General features: G+C 64.8%; 12 protein-coding genes. 5 read left to right on the forward strand and 7 right to left on the reverse strand.

The window, feature by feature from the left end:
- Positions 1 to 2: 2 nt before the first annotated feature.
- The gene (gene argS / locus AB5Y54_RS09245; protein WP_010676028.1) at positions 3 to 1,748 is read right to left on the reverse strand and encodes an arginine--tRNA ligase; all 1,746 of its coding nucleotides are present in this window, start codon (positions 1,746 to 1,748) and stop codon (positions 3 to 5) included.
- 314 nt (positions 1,749 to 2,062) lie between these two features.
- Between argS and AB5Y54_RS09250 the strand changes: the two genes are divergently transcribed.
- From AB5Y54_RS09250 to AB5Y54_RS09260, 3 genes are all read left to right on the forward strand, one after another.
- Positions 2,063 to 2,629, forward strand: coding sequence for an LON peptidase substrate-binding domain-containing protein (locus AB5Y54_RS09250; RefSeq protein WP_010676027.1), 567 nt, complete (start codon positions 2,063 to 2,065; stop codon positions 2,627 to 2,629).
- Positions 2,630 to 2,753: 124 nt separating this feature from the next.
- Positions 2,754 to 3,323, forward strand: coding sequence for a sigma-70 family RNA polymerase sigma factor (locus AB5Y54_RS09255; protein ID WP_010676026.1), 570 nt, complete (start codon positions 2,754 to 2,756; stop codon positions 3,321 to 3,323).
- Positions 3,316 to 3,981, forward strand: coding sequence for a ChrR family anti-sigma-E factor (locus AB5Y54_RS09260; protein WP_368153490.1), 666 nt, complete (start codon positions 3,316 to 3,318; stop codon positions 3,979 to 3,981). Before AB5Y54_RS09255 ends, AB5Y54_RS09260 begins: the two co-directional genes overlap by 8 nt.
- Before the next feature lie 112 nt (positions 3,982 to 4,093).
- Here AB5Y54_RS09260 and bacA read toward each other — a convergent pair whose 3' ends face one another.
- The 6 genes from bacA to galE all read right to left on the reverse strand — a co-directional run bounded on the left by bacA (position 4,094) and on the right by galE (position 10,670).
- Positions 4,094 to 4,909 carry an undecaprenyl-diphosphate phosphatase gene (gene bacA / locus AB5Y54_RS09265; protein WP_010676024.1) on the reverse strand — a complete coding sequence of 272 codons (816 nt, stop codon included), beginning with the start codon at positions 4,907 to 4,909 and terminating at the stop codon, positions 4,094 to 4,096.
- 254 nt (positions 4,910 to 5,163) lie between these two features.
- A complete protein-coding gene (locus AB5Y54_RS09270; protein ID WP_279961604.1) occupies positions 5,164 to 6,159 on the reverse strand; it encodes an aldo/keto reductase in 996 nt (331 codons plus the stop codon).
- Between the two features lie 149 nt (positions 6,160 to 6,308).
- Positions 6,309 to 7,376: a galactose-1-epimerase gene (galM, locus tag AB5Y54_RS09275; protein ID WP_368153508.1), complete on the reverse strand. Its 1,068-nt coding sequence runs from the start codon at positions 7,374 to 7,376 to the stop codon at positions 6,309 to 6,311.
- Positions 7,377 to 7,403: 27 nt separating this feature from the next.
- Positions 7,404 to 8,552 (reverse strand): galactokinase, encoded by a 1,149-nt coding sequence (gene galK / locus AB5Y54_RS09280; RefSeq protein ID WP_201956648.1) that lies wholly within the window; start codon positions 8,550 to 8,552, stop codon positions 7,404 to 7,406.
- A complete protein-coding gene (locus AB5Y54_RS09285; protein ID WP_103243887.1) occupies positions 8,549 to 9,607 on the reverse strand; it encodes a UDP-glucose--hexose-1-phosphate uridylyltransferase in 1,059 nt (352 codons plus the stop codon). Before AB5Y54_RS09285 ends, galK begins: the two co-directional genes overlap by 4 nt.
- Positions 9,608 to 9,656: 49 nt before the next feature.
- Positions 9,657 to 10,670: a UDP-glucose 4-epimerase GalE gene (gene galE, locus AB5Y54_RS09290; RefSeq protein ID WP_201921245.1), complete on the reverse strand. Its 1,014-nt coding sequence runs from the start codon at positions 10,668 to 10,670 to the stop codon at positions 9,657 to 9,659.
- A 216-nt stretch (positions 10,671 to 10,886) separates the two neighbouring features.
- Between galE and AB5Y54_RS09295 the strand changes: the two genes are divergently transcribed.
- The gene (locus AB5Y54_RS09295; protein ID WP_042882348.1) at positions 10,887 to 11,891 is read left to right on the forward strand and encodes a substrate-binding domain-containing protein; all 1,005 of its coding nucleotides are present in this window, start codon (positions 10,887 to 10,889) and stop codon (positions 11,889 to 11,891) included.
- A gap of 645 nt (positions 11,892 to 12,536) precedes the next feature.
- Positions 12,537 to 15,611, forward strand: coding sequence for a beta-galactosidase (locus tag AB5Y54_RS09300; RefSeq protein WP_368153493.1), 3,075 nt, complete (start codon positions 12,537 to 12,539; stop codon positions 15,609 to 15,611).
- The last annotated feature ends 174 nt before the right edge of the window (positions 15,612 to 15,785 follow it).

Consider the following 15,785-nt stretch of genomic DNA (forward strand, 5'->3'; position numbering starts at 1 on the left):
TATTACATGCGCTCCAGGGTGTGGATGCCCAGCACGCCCAGGCCCAGCTTGAGCACCTTGGCGGTGGCGGCGCACAGCAGCAGACGGCTCTGGCGGGTCGCCTCGTCCACGCCGTCCTTGTTGATCGGGCAGGCTTCGTAGAAGGTCATGAAGTTGCCAGACAATTCATAGAGATATGTGCACAGAAGGTGCGGCATCCCCTTGTCCGCCACGCCGTTGACCGCGTCGGAGAACTGGATCAACTTCTGGGCCAGGGTCTCTTCGGCATCTTCGCTCAGGACCACCTTGCCGCTCAGGGTGTCGGCATCGACGCCGGCCTTGCGGAAGATGGACTGGATACGGGTGTAGGCGTATTGCAGGTAGGGGGCGGTATTGCCTTCAAACGACAGCATCAGATCCCAGTCGAAGATGTAGTCGGTGGTGCGGTTCTTGGAGAGATCCGCATACTTGACCGCACCCATGGCGATGGCGTGCACCACCTGGGCCTTCTCTTCGGCAGAGAGGTCGCTGTTGCGGCTCTCCAGCAGGGCGCTGGCGCGCTCTTCCGCTTCGTTCAGCAGGTCGACCAGCTTGACGGTGCCGCCGGAGCGGGTCTTGTAGGGACGGCCGTCCTTGCCCAGCATCATGCCGAAGGCGTGGTGCTCGAGGGGCACGGACTCCGGCACATAGCCCGCCTTGCGGGTGATGGTCCAGGCCTGCATCAGGTGCTGGTGCTGACGGGAGTCGATGAAGTACATGACCCGGTCGGCGCCCAGGTTCTCGTAACGGTATTTGGCGCAGGCGATGTCGGTGGTGGTGTAGAGGAAACCGCCGTCGCTCTTCTGGATGATGACGCCCATGGGCTCGCCATCCTTGTTCTTGAACTCGTCCAGGAAGACCACGGTGGCCCCTTCGCTCTCGACTGCCAGCCCCTTGGCTTTCAGGTCGGCAACGATCTGCGGCAGCATGTCGTTGTACATGGACTCGCCCATGATGTCCTTGTTGGACAGGGAGATGTTCAGACGGTCGTAGTTGCGCTGGTTCTGCTCCATGGTCATGTCGACCAGCTTCTTCCACATGGTGCGGCAGTACTCATCGCCACCTTGCAGTTTCACCACGTAGTTGCGGGCGCGCTCGGCGAAGGCTTCGTCTTCGTCATAGTGACGCTTGGCCTGGGTGTAGAAGGCTTCCAGGTCCTTGAGCTCCATGTCGGAGGCGTGCTCGTTGGCCATCTTCTCCAGATAGGCGATCAGCATGCCGAACTGGGTGCCCCAGTCGCCGATGTGGTTGGCACGCACTACCTTGTGGCCCAGGAATTCGAGGGCGCGGGCGGCCACGTCACCGAGCACGGTGGAGCGGATGTGGTGCACCGCCATCTCCTTGGCCACGTTGGGGGCGGAGTAGTCCACCACCACGGTCTGCGGCGCCGGCAGCTTCACGTTGGCGTTGTCGGAGGTCACCATGGCTTCCACCTGACCGGCCAGCCAGCTCGGGTCGAAGAAGAAGTTGATGAAGCCGGGGCCGGCGATCTCGACCTTGGCGATCAGATCGGAGGCAGGCAGGTGCTCGATGATGGCAGCGGCCAGCTCGCGGGGATTCTTGCGGGCCGGTTTGGCCAGCAGCATGGCCAGGTTGGTGGCCAGGTCGCCGTGAGCCTTCTCCTTGCATCGGTCTACTTGCACCCGGGCTTCCAGGTCGGCGGGCAGGACGCCTGCGGACTTGAGATTGGCTACCGTTTGTTCAAGTAGATGATGAATATGCTCTTTCATAACTGACCACCGAGGTTGCGCGTCGAAAAGTGACTGACTGGATAAGGGCGTGAATTTTACCCGCATCGGGCCGAGAAAACTATAGGAACGGCCCGCACCCGTGGGCGTGGCGGATATTTCACTGCGTTTTCCACCACATTGCAGGATATTGATTTGGGTAAGTGGTGGTTATCCATTTCTACTGCATAACGAAACGGCTTGTCCAGGCTATTTTCCCCTGATTATGACAGGGTTATTTATACCGATTCGATCTGAATGATCCCGCTTCCCGTGGCGGTCGTATCCTTTGAGGAAGCCGTTGGAGGATGATTCCCATGACACTGGTACTGTTTCCACTCTCCGCTCACCTGCTGCCGGGCGGCATTATGCCGCTGCGCATCTTCGAGCCCAGATACCAGCGCATGATCGCCGAGTCCCGGGAGCGGGAGTTCGCGCTCTGCATGCTGGACCCCCGCCAGCCCGACGCGCTGCGCAACATGTACCCCATCGCCACCCGGGTGCGCATCATCGATTTCGATCTGCTGCCCGATGGTTTGCTCGGCATCACGGTGCTCGGGGTGGAGCGGGTGCGCATCACGGATCTCTGGCAGGAAGAGGACGGTCTGCGGGTCGGCGAGGTGGAGCCCCTTCCCCCCTGGCAGAGCGGCAGGCTCCAGGCGGATCAGCACTCCCTGGCCAAGGCGTTGCAGGACGTGTTCAACGACTATCCGGAGTACGCGGCCCTCTATCCGGAGCCGGACTGGGAGGATGCGAGCTGGGTCGCCCAGCGCTGGCTGGAGGTGCTGCCCATCCCGGTGGAGCAAAAACAGTGGCTGGTGGCGGCCAAGGACAACCAGCCCACCCTCTCCCTGCTGAGCGGTCTGCTGGTCGCGAGCCATTGAATTCCCCTTCCCGGTGATCCTTTTTCCTCGCTCACCGTATTGGGGGTGAACACCACACGCGAGGGATGGCGCAATGGCATATACTGGCCAACCACAATCGGCTCCACGCAGGACATCGCCCCCCATGGACAACCCAGACGGCGACCTCACATCTTTGCTGGTCCGGGTGGCCGAGCGTGCCGACAAGGCTGCCTTCGCCACCCTGTTCCACCACTTCGCGCCGCGCATCCGCAGCTACGGGCTGCGCCACCTCGGCAGCGAGGCCAACGCCATGGAACTGGTGCAGGAGACTATGCTGCTGGTCTGGCAGAAGGCACGGCTCTATCACCCCGACAAGGGCGCCGCCACCACCTGGATCTACACAGTGATGCGCAACCAGAGCTTTGACATGCTGCGCCGCCGCCGCGCCAGCAAGGAGGAGCTCTGCGCCGAGGAGATCTGGCCGCTGCTGGAATTCCGGGCCGAAGAGGAGCACCTGAGCGGCGGTGAAGACGCGGTGCTGACCCGCCAGATGGCCCACTATGTCGCCACGCTGCCGGAGCCGCAGCAGCAGGTGGTGCGCGGCATCTACCTGCAGGAGCTCTCCCAGCAGGAGCTGGCCGACCGGCTCGGCGTGCCCCTTGGCACCATCAAGTCCCGGCTGCGGCTGGCACTACAGAAACTGAAGGAACAAGTGGAGCAAGGCCATGATTAAGACCCATCCGACTGAACCCATGCTGCGCGCCTTCGCTGCCGACGAGCTGCCTCTGCCGCTGGCCGTCGGTGTCTCCGCCCATTGCGAGTTCTGCCCCGAGTGCGCCGCCCGGGTGAAGCAATTTGAAGAGGCGCTGGCGTGCCAGCATCTGGCCCCTGACGCGCCGGACGAGGCGCTGCCCGCCGGATTCGATGCCATGCTGGCGGGCATACTGCAACAGCCGGTGGCGACGGAGGCGGCGCTCGCCCTTCCCGAGAGCCCGAGGCCAGAGCTCAGGGTGGCGGGTCACAGTTACCGGCTGCCGCGGGCATTGGCACGGCATCATGCCCCCAGGTGGCGTCATCTCGGGGCCATCCGTCAGGTCAGCCTGCCGCTGGACGAGATGGGTGCGCGGGCCAACCTGCTCCACATCGAGGCGGGGGGGCGGATCCCCGAGCACACCCACAAGGGATATGAGCTGACCCTGCTGCTGGCGGGCACCATCGAGGATGGCGACACCCGCTATCAGGCGGGGGATTTCATCTGGCGCGACGCCAACCACGCCCACAGCCCCCACACCCCGGACGGCTGCCTCTGCTACACGGTGCAAGATGCGCCGGTCCAGTTCACCAAGGGGCTGTCACGGCTGCTCAACGGCATCAGCCAGCACCTCTATTGAGTTAGGCTCACGGCTGCTCGGCGATAGCGGGCTGCCGCGCGACTGAGGCGGTATCACGGCATGAAAAAAGGGACCCTCGGGTCCCTTTTGTGTTGCTTGGCGGCGAAGCCCATCAGGCCACGAAGACCAGGTAGACGACGAAGGCCAGCAGGAAGCGGTAGATGGCGAACGGGATGAAGTCGAGACGACGGATCAGCGCCAGGAAGGTCTTGATGGCGACCATGGCCACCACGAAGGCGGTGACGAAGCCCACCGCAAACATGGGGAAGTCCGCCATGGAGAGGAAATCGCGGCTCTTGTAGAGATCCAGGCCGCTGGCCGCGATCATCATGGGCACCGCCATGATGAAGGAGAATTCCGCTGCCGCGTGGCGGCTGATGCCCATCAGCATGCCGCCGCTGATGGTGGCACCGGAGCGGGAGAAACCGGGCCAGAGTGCCAGGCACTGGAACAGGCCGATGCCGAAGGCCTGCTTGTAGCTGATGTCGTCCAGGGTCTCCGCGGTCACGGCGGGGCGGAACTTTTCGGCGATGATGAGCAGGATGCCACCGGCCACCAGGGCATACATCACGGTTTCCGGCCCGAACAGATTGGCCTTGATCCAGCTGTGGATAGCCAGCCCGACGACCACGGCAGGCAGCATGCCGAGGATGACGTGCACCAGGGAGAGGGTCGCGTGGCCCGGGGTCGGTTTCTGACCGAAGTGAATGCCGATGAGTCCGAACAGGCGGCGCCAGAACATGACGACCACTGCCAGGATGGAGCCGAGCTGGATCACCACCTCGAAGGTGGCGGCCTTGGGTCCTTCAAACCCGAGGAGGTGGCCGACGATGATCATGTGGCCGGTGGAGGAGACGGGGAGGAACTCGGTCAGGCCTTCCACTATGCCCAGCACAAAGGCGACGAACAGGGCGTAGGATTCGGTCATGGTGCAGATCTCTTGGTTATGGGGTCTGGATAAAATCAACCCCGAACGGGTCGGGGCGGCCAATGATGGCGGAAAATCGCGCGGGCAACCAGTGAATATTGGGGATTTCAGCGCCCTGTTCCGGCCGGGAAAGGGCGCTGGCGGACCATGCAGGGCGCGGCTTGCCGTATGCTGTCAGAAGCCATGACTGTCCCGTCACGTTCTGACAGGTCAGTCACGCATGTTGACATCTGTTTTATGATCTCTTTGTGCTGTCAGGCCAGTATGGACAGGATTTTCTGTTGAAGATCATCGTCCAGAGGGGGCTGCCCCAGGGCGTCGATGGCGCTCGTTATCTGTTGGGGATGGCTGGCGCCAATCAGGGCGCAGCTCACCACGGGGTCGCGCAGCACCCATTGCAGTGCGAGTTGCGACAGGGACTGACCCCGTTGCAGGGCCAGTGCATGCAGGGCGCGGACGGTGGCGAGCTTCTCCTCGGTGATCTGGTCCGCCGTGAGGAAGGGGCTGGCACTGGCGGCGCGGGAATCCGCGGGAATGCCCGCCAGGTAGCGATCGCTCAGCAGCCCCCCCGCCAGGGGTGAGAAGGCGACCACCCCCATGCCGTGCTCCCGGCAGGCCGGCAGGGTGTCGGGCTCAATATCGCGTTGGAACAGGGAGTATTTGAGCTGGTTGACCAGGCAGGGGGTGCCGAGCTCCGCCAGCCGGGCGGCAGCCTTGGCCGCGAGCGGGGCCGAGTAGTTGGAGAGGCCGATGTAGAGCGCCTTGCCCTGGCGCACCATCAGGGCCAGGGCCTGGCAGGTCTCCTCGAGCGGGGTGCGGGGATCCGGCCTGTGGTGATAGAAGATGTCCACGTAGTCGAGGCCCAGACGGCGCAGGCTCTGGTGCAGGCTGGCGAAGAGGTACTTGGCACTGCCGCCATCGCCGTAGGGGCCGTCCCACATCACGTAGCCCGCCTTGCTGGCGATGATGAGCTCGTCCCGATAGGGAGCCAGGCTCCTCTTCAGCAGCGTGCCGAAGGTCAGTTCGGCAGATCCCGGCGGCGGCCCGTAGTTGTTGGCGAGATCGAAGTGGGTGATCCCCAGATCGAACGCCTGATGCACCATGGCCTTCGCGGTGGCGGGATCGCTCCCGGCGCCGAAGTTGTGCCAAAGGCCCAGACCGATGCCGGGCAGGCGCAGGCCGTGGCGGCCCGCCGGTCGGTAGGGCTGGCGCTGGTAGCGGTCGGGGGCGGCGAGGTAGTTGTCATCCATCACGGTGCGGTTCCTTGGGCTGGTGTGCAATGAGGAGCGACGGGCCCTGCGGCGGGCCTCACCCCGGCTGATTCGGCGGTGCCATCGGGGCCGGGGCCGCCATGACGTGGCGGCGCGCCCGGGCCCCTTCGTCTGCCCGAGCAGGGCTGTCAGGGGGCAGGAATAAAGCGATAACGGGTCTGGTGGCGATAACGCTGCCCCGGCAGCAACCAGGGATCGCCGAAGGCGGGCCGGTTCGGGCTGTCGGGCAATTGCTGGGCCTCCAGGCAGAAGCCGTCGTAATCCCGGTAGGGTCGGCCCTGACGATCCGGCGTGCCGGTCAGCCAGTTGCCGCTGTAGAACTGCAGGGAGGGCTGATTGGTGTAGACCTCCATGGTCAGCTTGCCATCCCCCGAGATCACCCGGGCGGCCCATGGCTGATTGGACCCACCAAACGGCTCATCAGAAGGCTCAAAATCGCTGTTGTTGAGCAGAAATGCGTGATCGTACCCCTTGGCCAACTGCTGCTGGGGGTGGTCCAGCCACGCCTGGCCGATGGGGCGGGGGGCGCGCAGATCGAAGGGGCCTTCCACCGGGGCGATGGCCAGCGGCAGGCTCTGGTCATCCGTGGGCAGGTAGCGGTCGGCGTCGAGGCTGATGGTGTGGTGGCGGATGTCGCCACCGCCATCCAGGTTGAAGTAGGCGTGGCTGGTGAGGCTGACCGGACTGGGGGCGTCCGTGCTGGCGCAGAAGTCGACCACCAGATCGCACTGCTCCAGCCGATACTCCAGGCTCACCCTCAGATTGCCGGGAAAGCCCTGATCCCCCGCACGGGAGAGGAGCGCCAGCTTGACCCTGTCCGCCTCCTGCTCCTTGATCTGCCAGGTGCGGCGATGGAACCCGTCGCGCCCGCCGTGCAGGCAGTTGGCCCCCTGGTTGGCGTCCAGCGTCCAGCACTGGCCTTCCCGCTCAAGGCGGGCGCCGCCGATGCGGTTGGCAAAGCGCCCCGCCACGGCACCCAGCCATACCTGCTGGGTGAGGTAGGCCTCGTCGGCGCAGCCCAGCAGCACCTCCCGCCGCTCTCCCGCCACCGGCAGGGTGAGGGAGGTGAGGGTGGCCCCGTATGCGAGACCGCGCAGCCGCAGTCCCTTCTCGTTTTCCAGCTCGAATCTCATCATGGTTTGCGGTTCCCCGTCGTGATCCCGTCGCCCCCTGCCGGCCTCGCGAGTGCCGGGCAGGGGGCGTCACCCGTTGTCAGGCGTGCGTTACAGTCTGCCGGCCCCTGCGCTGGCACGGCAGACGTAGCAGTCCGCCTTGAGGCCGAAGCGTGCCGGGTATTCCGCCTCCACCACGGCGATCACCTCGGCCACCTTCTCGGGGCGCAGCAGGGCGACCACGCAGCCGCCAAAACCGCCGCCGGTCATGCGCACACCGCCTTCGCTGCCGATCCGGGCCTTGATGATCTCCACCAGGCCGTCGATGGGGGGCACGGTGATCTCGAAGTCATCGCGCATGGCGGCGTGGGACTGGCCCATCAGCTCACCGAGGCGCACCAGATCGCCCTGTGCCAGTGCATCAGCCGCCGCCAGGGTGCGGGCGTTCTCGCCGACCACGTGGCGGGCGCGGCGATAGCAGGCCTCGTCCAGCCCGGCCTTGCCCGCTTCCAGGGTCGCCAGATCCAGGTCGCGCAGGGCCTTGACCCCGTAGTGGCGGGCGGCGGTTTCGCACTGCTGGCGACGGGTGTTGTATTCGCTGTCCACCAGGCCGCGGCGTACGTTGGAGTTGACGATGAGCACCGCCAGATCGGTGGGCATGGGGATGAGCCGGGTCTCCAGGGAACGGCAATCGAGCAACAGGGCGTGATCCTGCCTGCCGCTCGCGGAGATCATCTGATCCATGATGCCGCAGTTGCAGCCGACGAACTGGTTCTCCGCCTGCTGGCCGTTGAGGGCGATTTCCGCCTGGCTGATGGCCAGCCCCTGGGCCTCCTTGAAGGCCTGGCCGATGGCCACCTCCAGGGAAGCGGAGGAGGAGAGACCCGTCCCCTGGGGCACGTTGCCGGAGACCACCAGATTGAGGCCGCTCAGGGCGTGGCCCCGTGCCTGCAGGTGTTTCACCACGCCGCGGATGTAGTCGCTCCAGCGCTGGCTGGGGTGGTGCTCGATGGGTTGATCGAGACTGAACCGGTCGCGCTGGTTGTCGTAGTCGGCGGCGATCACTTCGACCAGGTTGTCGCCGCGCAGGCCGATGGCGACGCAGGTCTCGTAGTCGATGGCGCAGGGCAGCACGAAGCCGTCGTTGTAGTCGGTGTGCTCGCCGATGAGGTTGACGCGGCCTGGAGCCCGTACCAGCAGGTCGGGTTGTTGCTCAAACTGCTCGGCAAACACGGCGCTGACGCGCTGGCTCGGGGTCATAGGGCCTCCTCATTGGACTGGTTCTGGTCGTTGTAGTGGATGGGACTGAGGGCGCGCAGCCGTTCGGCCGCCTGTTCCGGGGTGAGATCGCGCTGGGTTTCGGCCAGCATCTCGAAGCCCACCATGAATTTGCGCACCGTGGCGGAGCGCAGCAGGGGCGGATAGAAGTGGGCGTGCAGTTGCCACGCCTCGGGGCAGTCGGAACGGGGCGGGGCGAAGTGCCAGCCCATGGAGTAGGGGAAGCTGCACTGGAACAGGTTGTCGTAGCGGCTGGTAAGCTCCTTGAGCGCGATGGCCAGATCCTGTTGCTGTTCCCGGGTGAGATCCAGCATGGAGGGAACATGGGCCTTGGGCAGCAGCAGGGTCTCGAACGGCCAGGCCGCCCAGAAGGGCACCACCGCCAGCCAGTGGGCGGTCTCCACCACGATGCGGGAGCGATCCGCCAGCTCCCGCTCCACATAGTCCAGCAGCAGGGGGCGGCCGTGTTCGGCCAGCCAGGCGCGCTGGTGCGCCTCTTCCCTGGCAATCTCGTTGGGCAGGAAGTCGCTGCCCCAGAGCTGGCCGTGAGGGTGCGGGTTGGAGCAGCCCATGACGGCGCCCTTGTTTTCAAAGACTTGGACCCATTCCCACTGGTCAGAGAGCTCGGCCACCTGGTCCATCCAGGTGGTGATCACCCCTTCGATGGCGGGCAGGGGCAGCTCGGGCAGGGTCTTGCCGTGATCCGGCGAGAAGCAGATGACCCGGCTGGTGCCCCGGGCGGCTTCCAGCTTCAGCAGGGGATCCGGCGCCGCGTCGGCGGCCGGGGTGTCCTGCATCAGGGCGGCGAAGTCGTTGGTAAAGACGAAGGTGTCCTGATAGTCGGGGTTGATATCGCCGGTCACCCGGGTGTTGCCCGCACAGAGGAAGCAGTCGGGATCATGGGCCTGGCTCGGCGCCAGGCTCACCTTCTCGACCTGGCCTTGCCAGGGGCGCTTGGCCCTGTGAGGGGAGACCAGCACGTACTGGCCGGTGAGCGGGTTGAAGCGGCGGTGGGGGTGATCAACGGGGTTGAACATCATCACTCCAGTGTGTGAGTTGAATACATCCGAAGGCGCAGGACAGGGCCTACGCCTCGTAACCATTGGGGTTGGCGGACTGCCAGCGCCAGCTGTCGGCGCACATGGCGGCGAGATCCCGGCTGGAGTGCCAGTCCAGTTCCCGAGCGGCCTTGGCGGGATCGGCCCAGCACTCGGCGATGTCGCCGGGGCGCCGTGGCTCGATCCGGTAGGGAAGGGGCCGACCGCAGGCGGCCTCGAACGCCGCGACCATCTGCAACACGCTCTGGCCCTGGCCCGTGCCCAGGTTGTAGGCGTGGACACCGCCCCGTCCGGCGCAGTGTTCCAGAGCCTTGACGTGCCCTTCGGCGAGATCCATCACATGGATGTAGTCGCGCACCCCGGTGCCGTCGATGGTTGGGTAATCGTTACCAAAGACCGAGAGGCAGTCGCGCCGGCCGATGGCTACCTGGGTCAAAAACGGCATCAGATTGTTGGGGATGCCCTGGGGATCCTCCCCCAGAGTGCCGGACTCGTGGGCGCCGACGGGGTTGAAATAGCGCAGCAGGGTCATGCTCCAGTGGGGCTCGGCCCGCTGCAGCTCCTCGAGGATCTCCTCGATGATCAGCTTGGATCGGCCATAGGGGTTGGTGGCGCTGCGGGGAAAATCTTCCCGGATCGGGGTGCTGGCGGGATCGCCGTAGACGGTGGCCGACGAGCTGAACACCAGATTGCGTACCCCGGCCCGTTTCATCGCCTGCAGCAATACCAGGGTGCCGCTCAGGTTGTTCTCGTAGTAGTCCAGCGGGATGCGGGTCGACTCGCCGACCGCCTTGAGGGCGGCGAAGTGGATCACGGCGTCGATGTGCTGCTCGCTGAAGATGCGATCCAGCAGGGCCGGGTCACGGATATCCCCTTCGTAGAAGCGGGGCTCGCGCCCGCTGATGGCGGCGACACGGGTCAGGACGCCCGCCTTGCTGTTGCAGAGGTTGTCCACCACCACGGGCTCCATGCCTGCGGCCTGCAAGGCCAGACAGGTGTGGCTGCCGATGTAGCCGCAACCGCCGGTGACCAGTACTTTCATCCGTTGTTCCACCCTCAACTCCTCGCATCAGGAAAGCCTGAGCAGGAGTCTAGCCGAGGGGCTGACGGGCAAACTGTGAGCTGCTTAACAAATACGTGTAAACGATTACACTTGTTTTCATCGACCAATGTGGCAAGTTCTGATTTTTCCCCCTGTTATCAGTGACATTGAACGGTATAATGCGGCCAGTTGCAGCGTGAAATAAGTGAAAACAGCATGAGCACCATCAAGGATGTCGCCCGTTTGGCCAATGTGTCAGTGGCAACGGTTTCACGGGTGATGAACAACTCACCCAAGGCCAGTGCCGCCTCCCGCGAGGTGGTGCTGAAGGCCATGGCCGAGCTGGGCTATACCCCCAACGCCAACGCGCGGGCCCTGGTCAGCCAGACCTGTGACACCATGGGAGTGGTGGTGGGCGACGTGGCGGATCCTTTCTTCGGCGCCCTAGTCAAAGGGGTCGCGGCAGTGGCGGTGGAGCAGGGCTTGCACCTGTTGATGGGTAATGGTTTTCACCGCGCCCAGCAGGAGCGGGAGGCCATCGAGCTGCTCATCGGCAAACGCTGCGAGGCACTGGTGGTGCACAGCAAGGCGCTCAGCGACGAGGAGCTGGTCGACTACGCCCTGCGCGCCCCCGGCATGGTGCTGATCAACCGCGACATTCCGAGTCTGAGGGGGCGCTGCATCGCCCTCAACAACCGCCAGGGTGCGGCGACCGCCACCCGTCATCTGCTGGATCTCGGCCACCGCCATATCGCCTTCCTGAGCTCGGATCACGCCATCGAGGATGCGCTGTTGCGCCACCAGGGCTATCAGGATGCCCTGGCGGAGGCGGAGGTCTTCGCCGATCCCGAGCTGGTGGAGAGCGGCATGCCCAATGAAGAGGGGGGCGAGCGCGCCATGCTCAACCTGCTGGCCAAGGGGTTGCCCATCACGGCGGTGGTGGCCTACAACGACGCCATGGCGGCAGGGGCCATCTCCGTGCTGGCGGACAACGGCCTCAAGGTGCCGGAAGAGGTCTCGGTGGTGGGCTTCGATGACATCATCTACGCCAGATACCTGAGACCCAAGCTCTCCACCATGCGCTATCCCATCGAGCTGATGGCGGCCCAGGCGGCCAAGCTGGCGCTGCAACTCGCCGCAGGGGAGAGCGAATCGGTGCAGAGCCGCATCTATACCCCCACCCTGATCAACCGCCATTCGGTCGCTCCCGTCAGGTCCTGATCGCAGCGCTTGCGCCCCCGTCGGCGCAAGCGCTGCACCTGGCGAACCCGTACTGCAGCATATAAAGCGCCCCCATAGCTCAGACGATAGATAGCTCAGAGCATGGCTAGCGCAGACCATAAAGGACTGTCTGAGGAGTGACAACGGTCCCCTCACGCTCCCTGCCTGCCGAACTCGGCAGCTCTTCCCGCTCGTCTGTCACGAGCCCCTCTCCCCCGGCCTGCCGAGCCTCACTTCTTGCCAGATCCTGCCAGACGCCCGTCATGGCTTTTCTCTGCGCCGGGCAGGGGCGATCGTGGCCTCTGCGCGCTCCTTCGAGAGGCCGGGCTGCGTGCCCGGAACCGGGTTGAGGCGCTCCAGCACCTGATGAGGCGAGGGGGGCGCGATGTAGTGTCTTTGCCATGGCTTGCTCCGCTGGCTCGGCCATTGCCTCCCGGTTTCACACTCCCGGGCATCTTTTGCCCTTCCGAAGGTCCGCTTTTTCCCCCATGGGGTCATTTACCCGGATTTATCCGATTTTTACTCCGTTTTACTTAACAAAATGAGTGTAATCGTTTACATCTGTGTGAGCGGGATCGCCGATCACCGGGCAAAACTCTCCTACACTGCAGTGGTTTTCAGCGTGAATGCAGGGAGAAGTGAAGCATGCTCAGGGAGATAGTGGCCCGTCAGGATTGGCAGACCCAGGGGATCACCGCCGTGAACCGGTTGCCAGCCCATACCCCCTTGTCCAGTTGGCGCAGTGAAGGGGAAGCCAGGATGGGGGGGTTGTCACCTTCCCGCCTGCTGCTGGACGGCGAGTGGCAGTTCTCCTGGTTCGAGGCCCCGGAGCGGGTGCCGGAGCAGTGGCTGGTGGAGGATCTGCCGGATGCCTGCCCCATCAAGGTGCCGGGCAACTGGCAACTGGCTGCGGCCTACCCGGGGACGCGGCCCGTCACGGATGTGCCCATCTACACCAACATCAAGTACCCCTTTCCCTGCGACCCGCCCCGGGTGCCTGCCGAGAACCCCACCGGTTGCTACTCCCGCGAGTTCACCGTTGCTGCGGACTGGCTGGCCGAGGGACAGACCCGGATCATCTTCGACGGGGTGGACAGCGCGTTTCACCTCTTCTGCAACGGCCGCTGGGTCGGTTACTCCCAGGACAGCCGGCTGCCGGCGGAATTCGATCTGACCCCCTTCCTTCAGGCCGGGGCCAACCGCCTCGCCGTCCTGGTGCTGCGCTGGTCTGACGGCTCCTATCTGGAAGATCAGGACATGTGGCGCATGAGCGGCATCTTCCGCTCCGTCAGCCTGCTGCACAAACCGACCCGTCATCTGATGGATATCCGGGTGACGCCCGAGCTCGACGCCTGCTACCGGGATGCCCGCCTCAAGGTTGAATTGCAGGCGGCCAACGGAGCCGGTCTGTCGGTGGAGGCCAACCTCTATGATGGCGACGAGCGGGTCGCGACCCTGCGCCAGCGGATCGGCACCCAGGCCATCGACGAGAAAGGGGTGTATGACGATCGCGCCGAGCTGTGGCTGATGGTAACGGCGCCACACAAGTGGAGCGCCGAGACCCCGCACCTCTATCGCCTGACCCTGACCCTGCTGGACGAGCAAGGAAGCGTCCTCGAGAGCGAGGCCCATGACGTGGGCTTTCGGGCGGTGGAGATCCGTGGCGGCCTGCTGCGGGTCAACGGCCAACCCCTGCTGATTCGTGGTGCCAATCGCCATGAACACCATCCCGCCACGGGTCACGTGGTGACCCCGGCCGACATGGAGCAGGATCTGCTGCTGATGAAGCGGCACAACTTCAACGCGGTGCGCTGCTCCCACTATCCCAATCACCCCGAGCTCTATCGCCTGTGCGACCGGCTCGGCCTCTATGTGGTGGACGAGGCGAACCTGGAGACCCACGGCATGACCCCCATGGGGCGGCTGGCGCGGGATCCCGCCTGGAGCAACGCCTTCCTGGAGCGTGTTACCCGCATGGTGGCCCGGGACTTCAACCACCCCTGCATCATCATCTGGTCCCTGGGGAACGAATCCGGTTATGGTCCGGCCCACGACGCCATGTATCGCTGGGTGAAGGGGGCGGATCCCAGCCGCCCGGTGCAGTACGAAGGGGGCGGGGCCGACACCCCGGCCACCGACATCATCTGCCCCATGTATGCCCGTACCCACCAGGATCAACCTTTCCCGGCGGTGCCCAAGTGGGCGCTGGCCAAGTGGATCGGCCTGCCGGAAGAGACCCGGCCGCTGATCCTGTGCGAATACGCCCACGCCATGGGCAACAGCCTGGGGGGCTATGCCCATTACTGGCAGGCATTTCGCGATCATCCGCGGCTGCAGGGTGGGTTTGTCTGGGATTGGGTCGATCAGGGGCTGGACAAGCAGACCGACGATGGCCGCCATTTCTGGGCCTATGGTGGCGATTTCGGCGACACTCCCAACGATCGCCAGTTCTGCTGCAACGGCCTGCTGTTCCCCGATCGCACCCCCCATCCCTCCCTGTTTGAAGCCCGGCGTGCCCAGCAGCCCTTTGTTCTGACCCTGCAGGGTCGCCAGCCGCTGACGGTGGAGATCCGCAGCGAATACCTGTTCCGCGAGACGGACAACGAACGCCTGCAGTGGCGTCTGTGTGAAGACGGCGTGGTGGTGAGCCAGGGTGAATGCCCGCTCGAGCTGGCCCCCCGGGGGAGCGTGACGCTGACCCTGCTGGAGCAACTGCCGGCCTTTGCGCCGGGGGCGCTTGCCTGGCTGGATCTCGCCATCGTGCAGCCCACCGCCACGGCCTGGGCCGGAGCGGGTCACGAGGTGGCTCGCCAGCAATGCCTGTTGCCCGCGCCCCTGGCGCTGCCGTCGGCCTGCCCGGCGGTCAGCCTGACCGAGCAGCGCGATCACTGGGTGCTTGGCGCCGCAGATTCCCTGTGGCAGCTCGACAAGGCCAGTGGTCGCATCGTCAGCTGGCAGAAGCAGGGCCGCGAGCGGCTGCGCGACGCCATCGCCGATCACTTCTATCGGGCGCCGCTCGACAACGATATCGGCACCAGCGAGGCGGATCACGCCGATCCCAACGCCTGGATTGCCCGCTGGCAGGAGGCCGGACTCAATGATCTGCAGCACCGCTGTCTCGGCCTGGAGGCGAGTCCGGAGCTGGGTCTCATCACGGCGCACCACGGCTACTTCGTGGGTGACGAGCCGAAGATCCTGACCCGCTGGCATCACAGGGTGGACGGGGAGGGCGCCATGCACCTCGCCATCGAGGTGGAGGTGGCCGCCGACATGCCCTCCCTGCCGCGCATCGGTGCCCGGCTCTGGCTGGCTGATGAACCGGCCGAAGGTGCCCCGGTGAGCTGGCTGGGGCTTGGCCCCCACGAGAATTACCCGGATCGCCGGCTCGCCGCCGATCTCGGTCGCTGGCAATTGCCCATCGAGGCGTTGCACACCCCTTATGTCTTCCCCACCGACAACGGACTGCGCTGCGATACCCGCGCACTGCAACTGGGGGATCTGGCGGTGGAGGGACGCTTCCACTTCAGCGTCAGCCGCTACAGTCAGCAGCAGCTGGCCGAAGCCCGTCACCAGACCGATCTGGTGGCTCTGGGGGGCACGCACCTGTGCCTCGATGGCTTCCACATGGGGGTAGGAGGCGACGACTCCTGGAGCCAGAGCGTGCGGCCCGAGTTCTGGCTGTTGCCGGGGCGTTATCACTGGCACTGCCGTCTGAGCTAGCCGGACCCGCCGTCGCGAGATGGCGAGACTCAAAGGCGGTTTCTCACGTAACTATTTAATTTTTAACAATATTACGGCTATGTAACAGAGTGTAAACGTTTTCATTTTGTTGCCAGGATCACAGACCGCCTCACAACAAACTGATTACATTAGGCTGGCGCCAGCTCAAACGGT

Origin of the sequence: Aeromonas sp. s9 (assembly GCF_040907765.1) — a bacterium.
GTDB lineage: Bacteria > Pseudomonadota > Gammaproteobacteria > Enterobacterales > Aeromonadaceae > Aeromonas > Aeromonas caviae.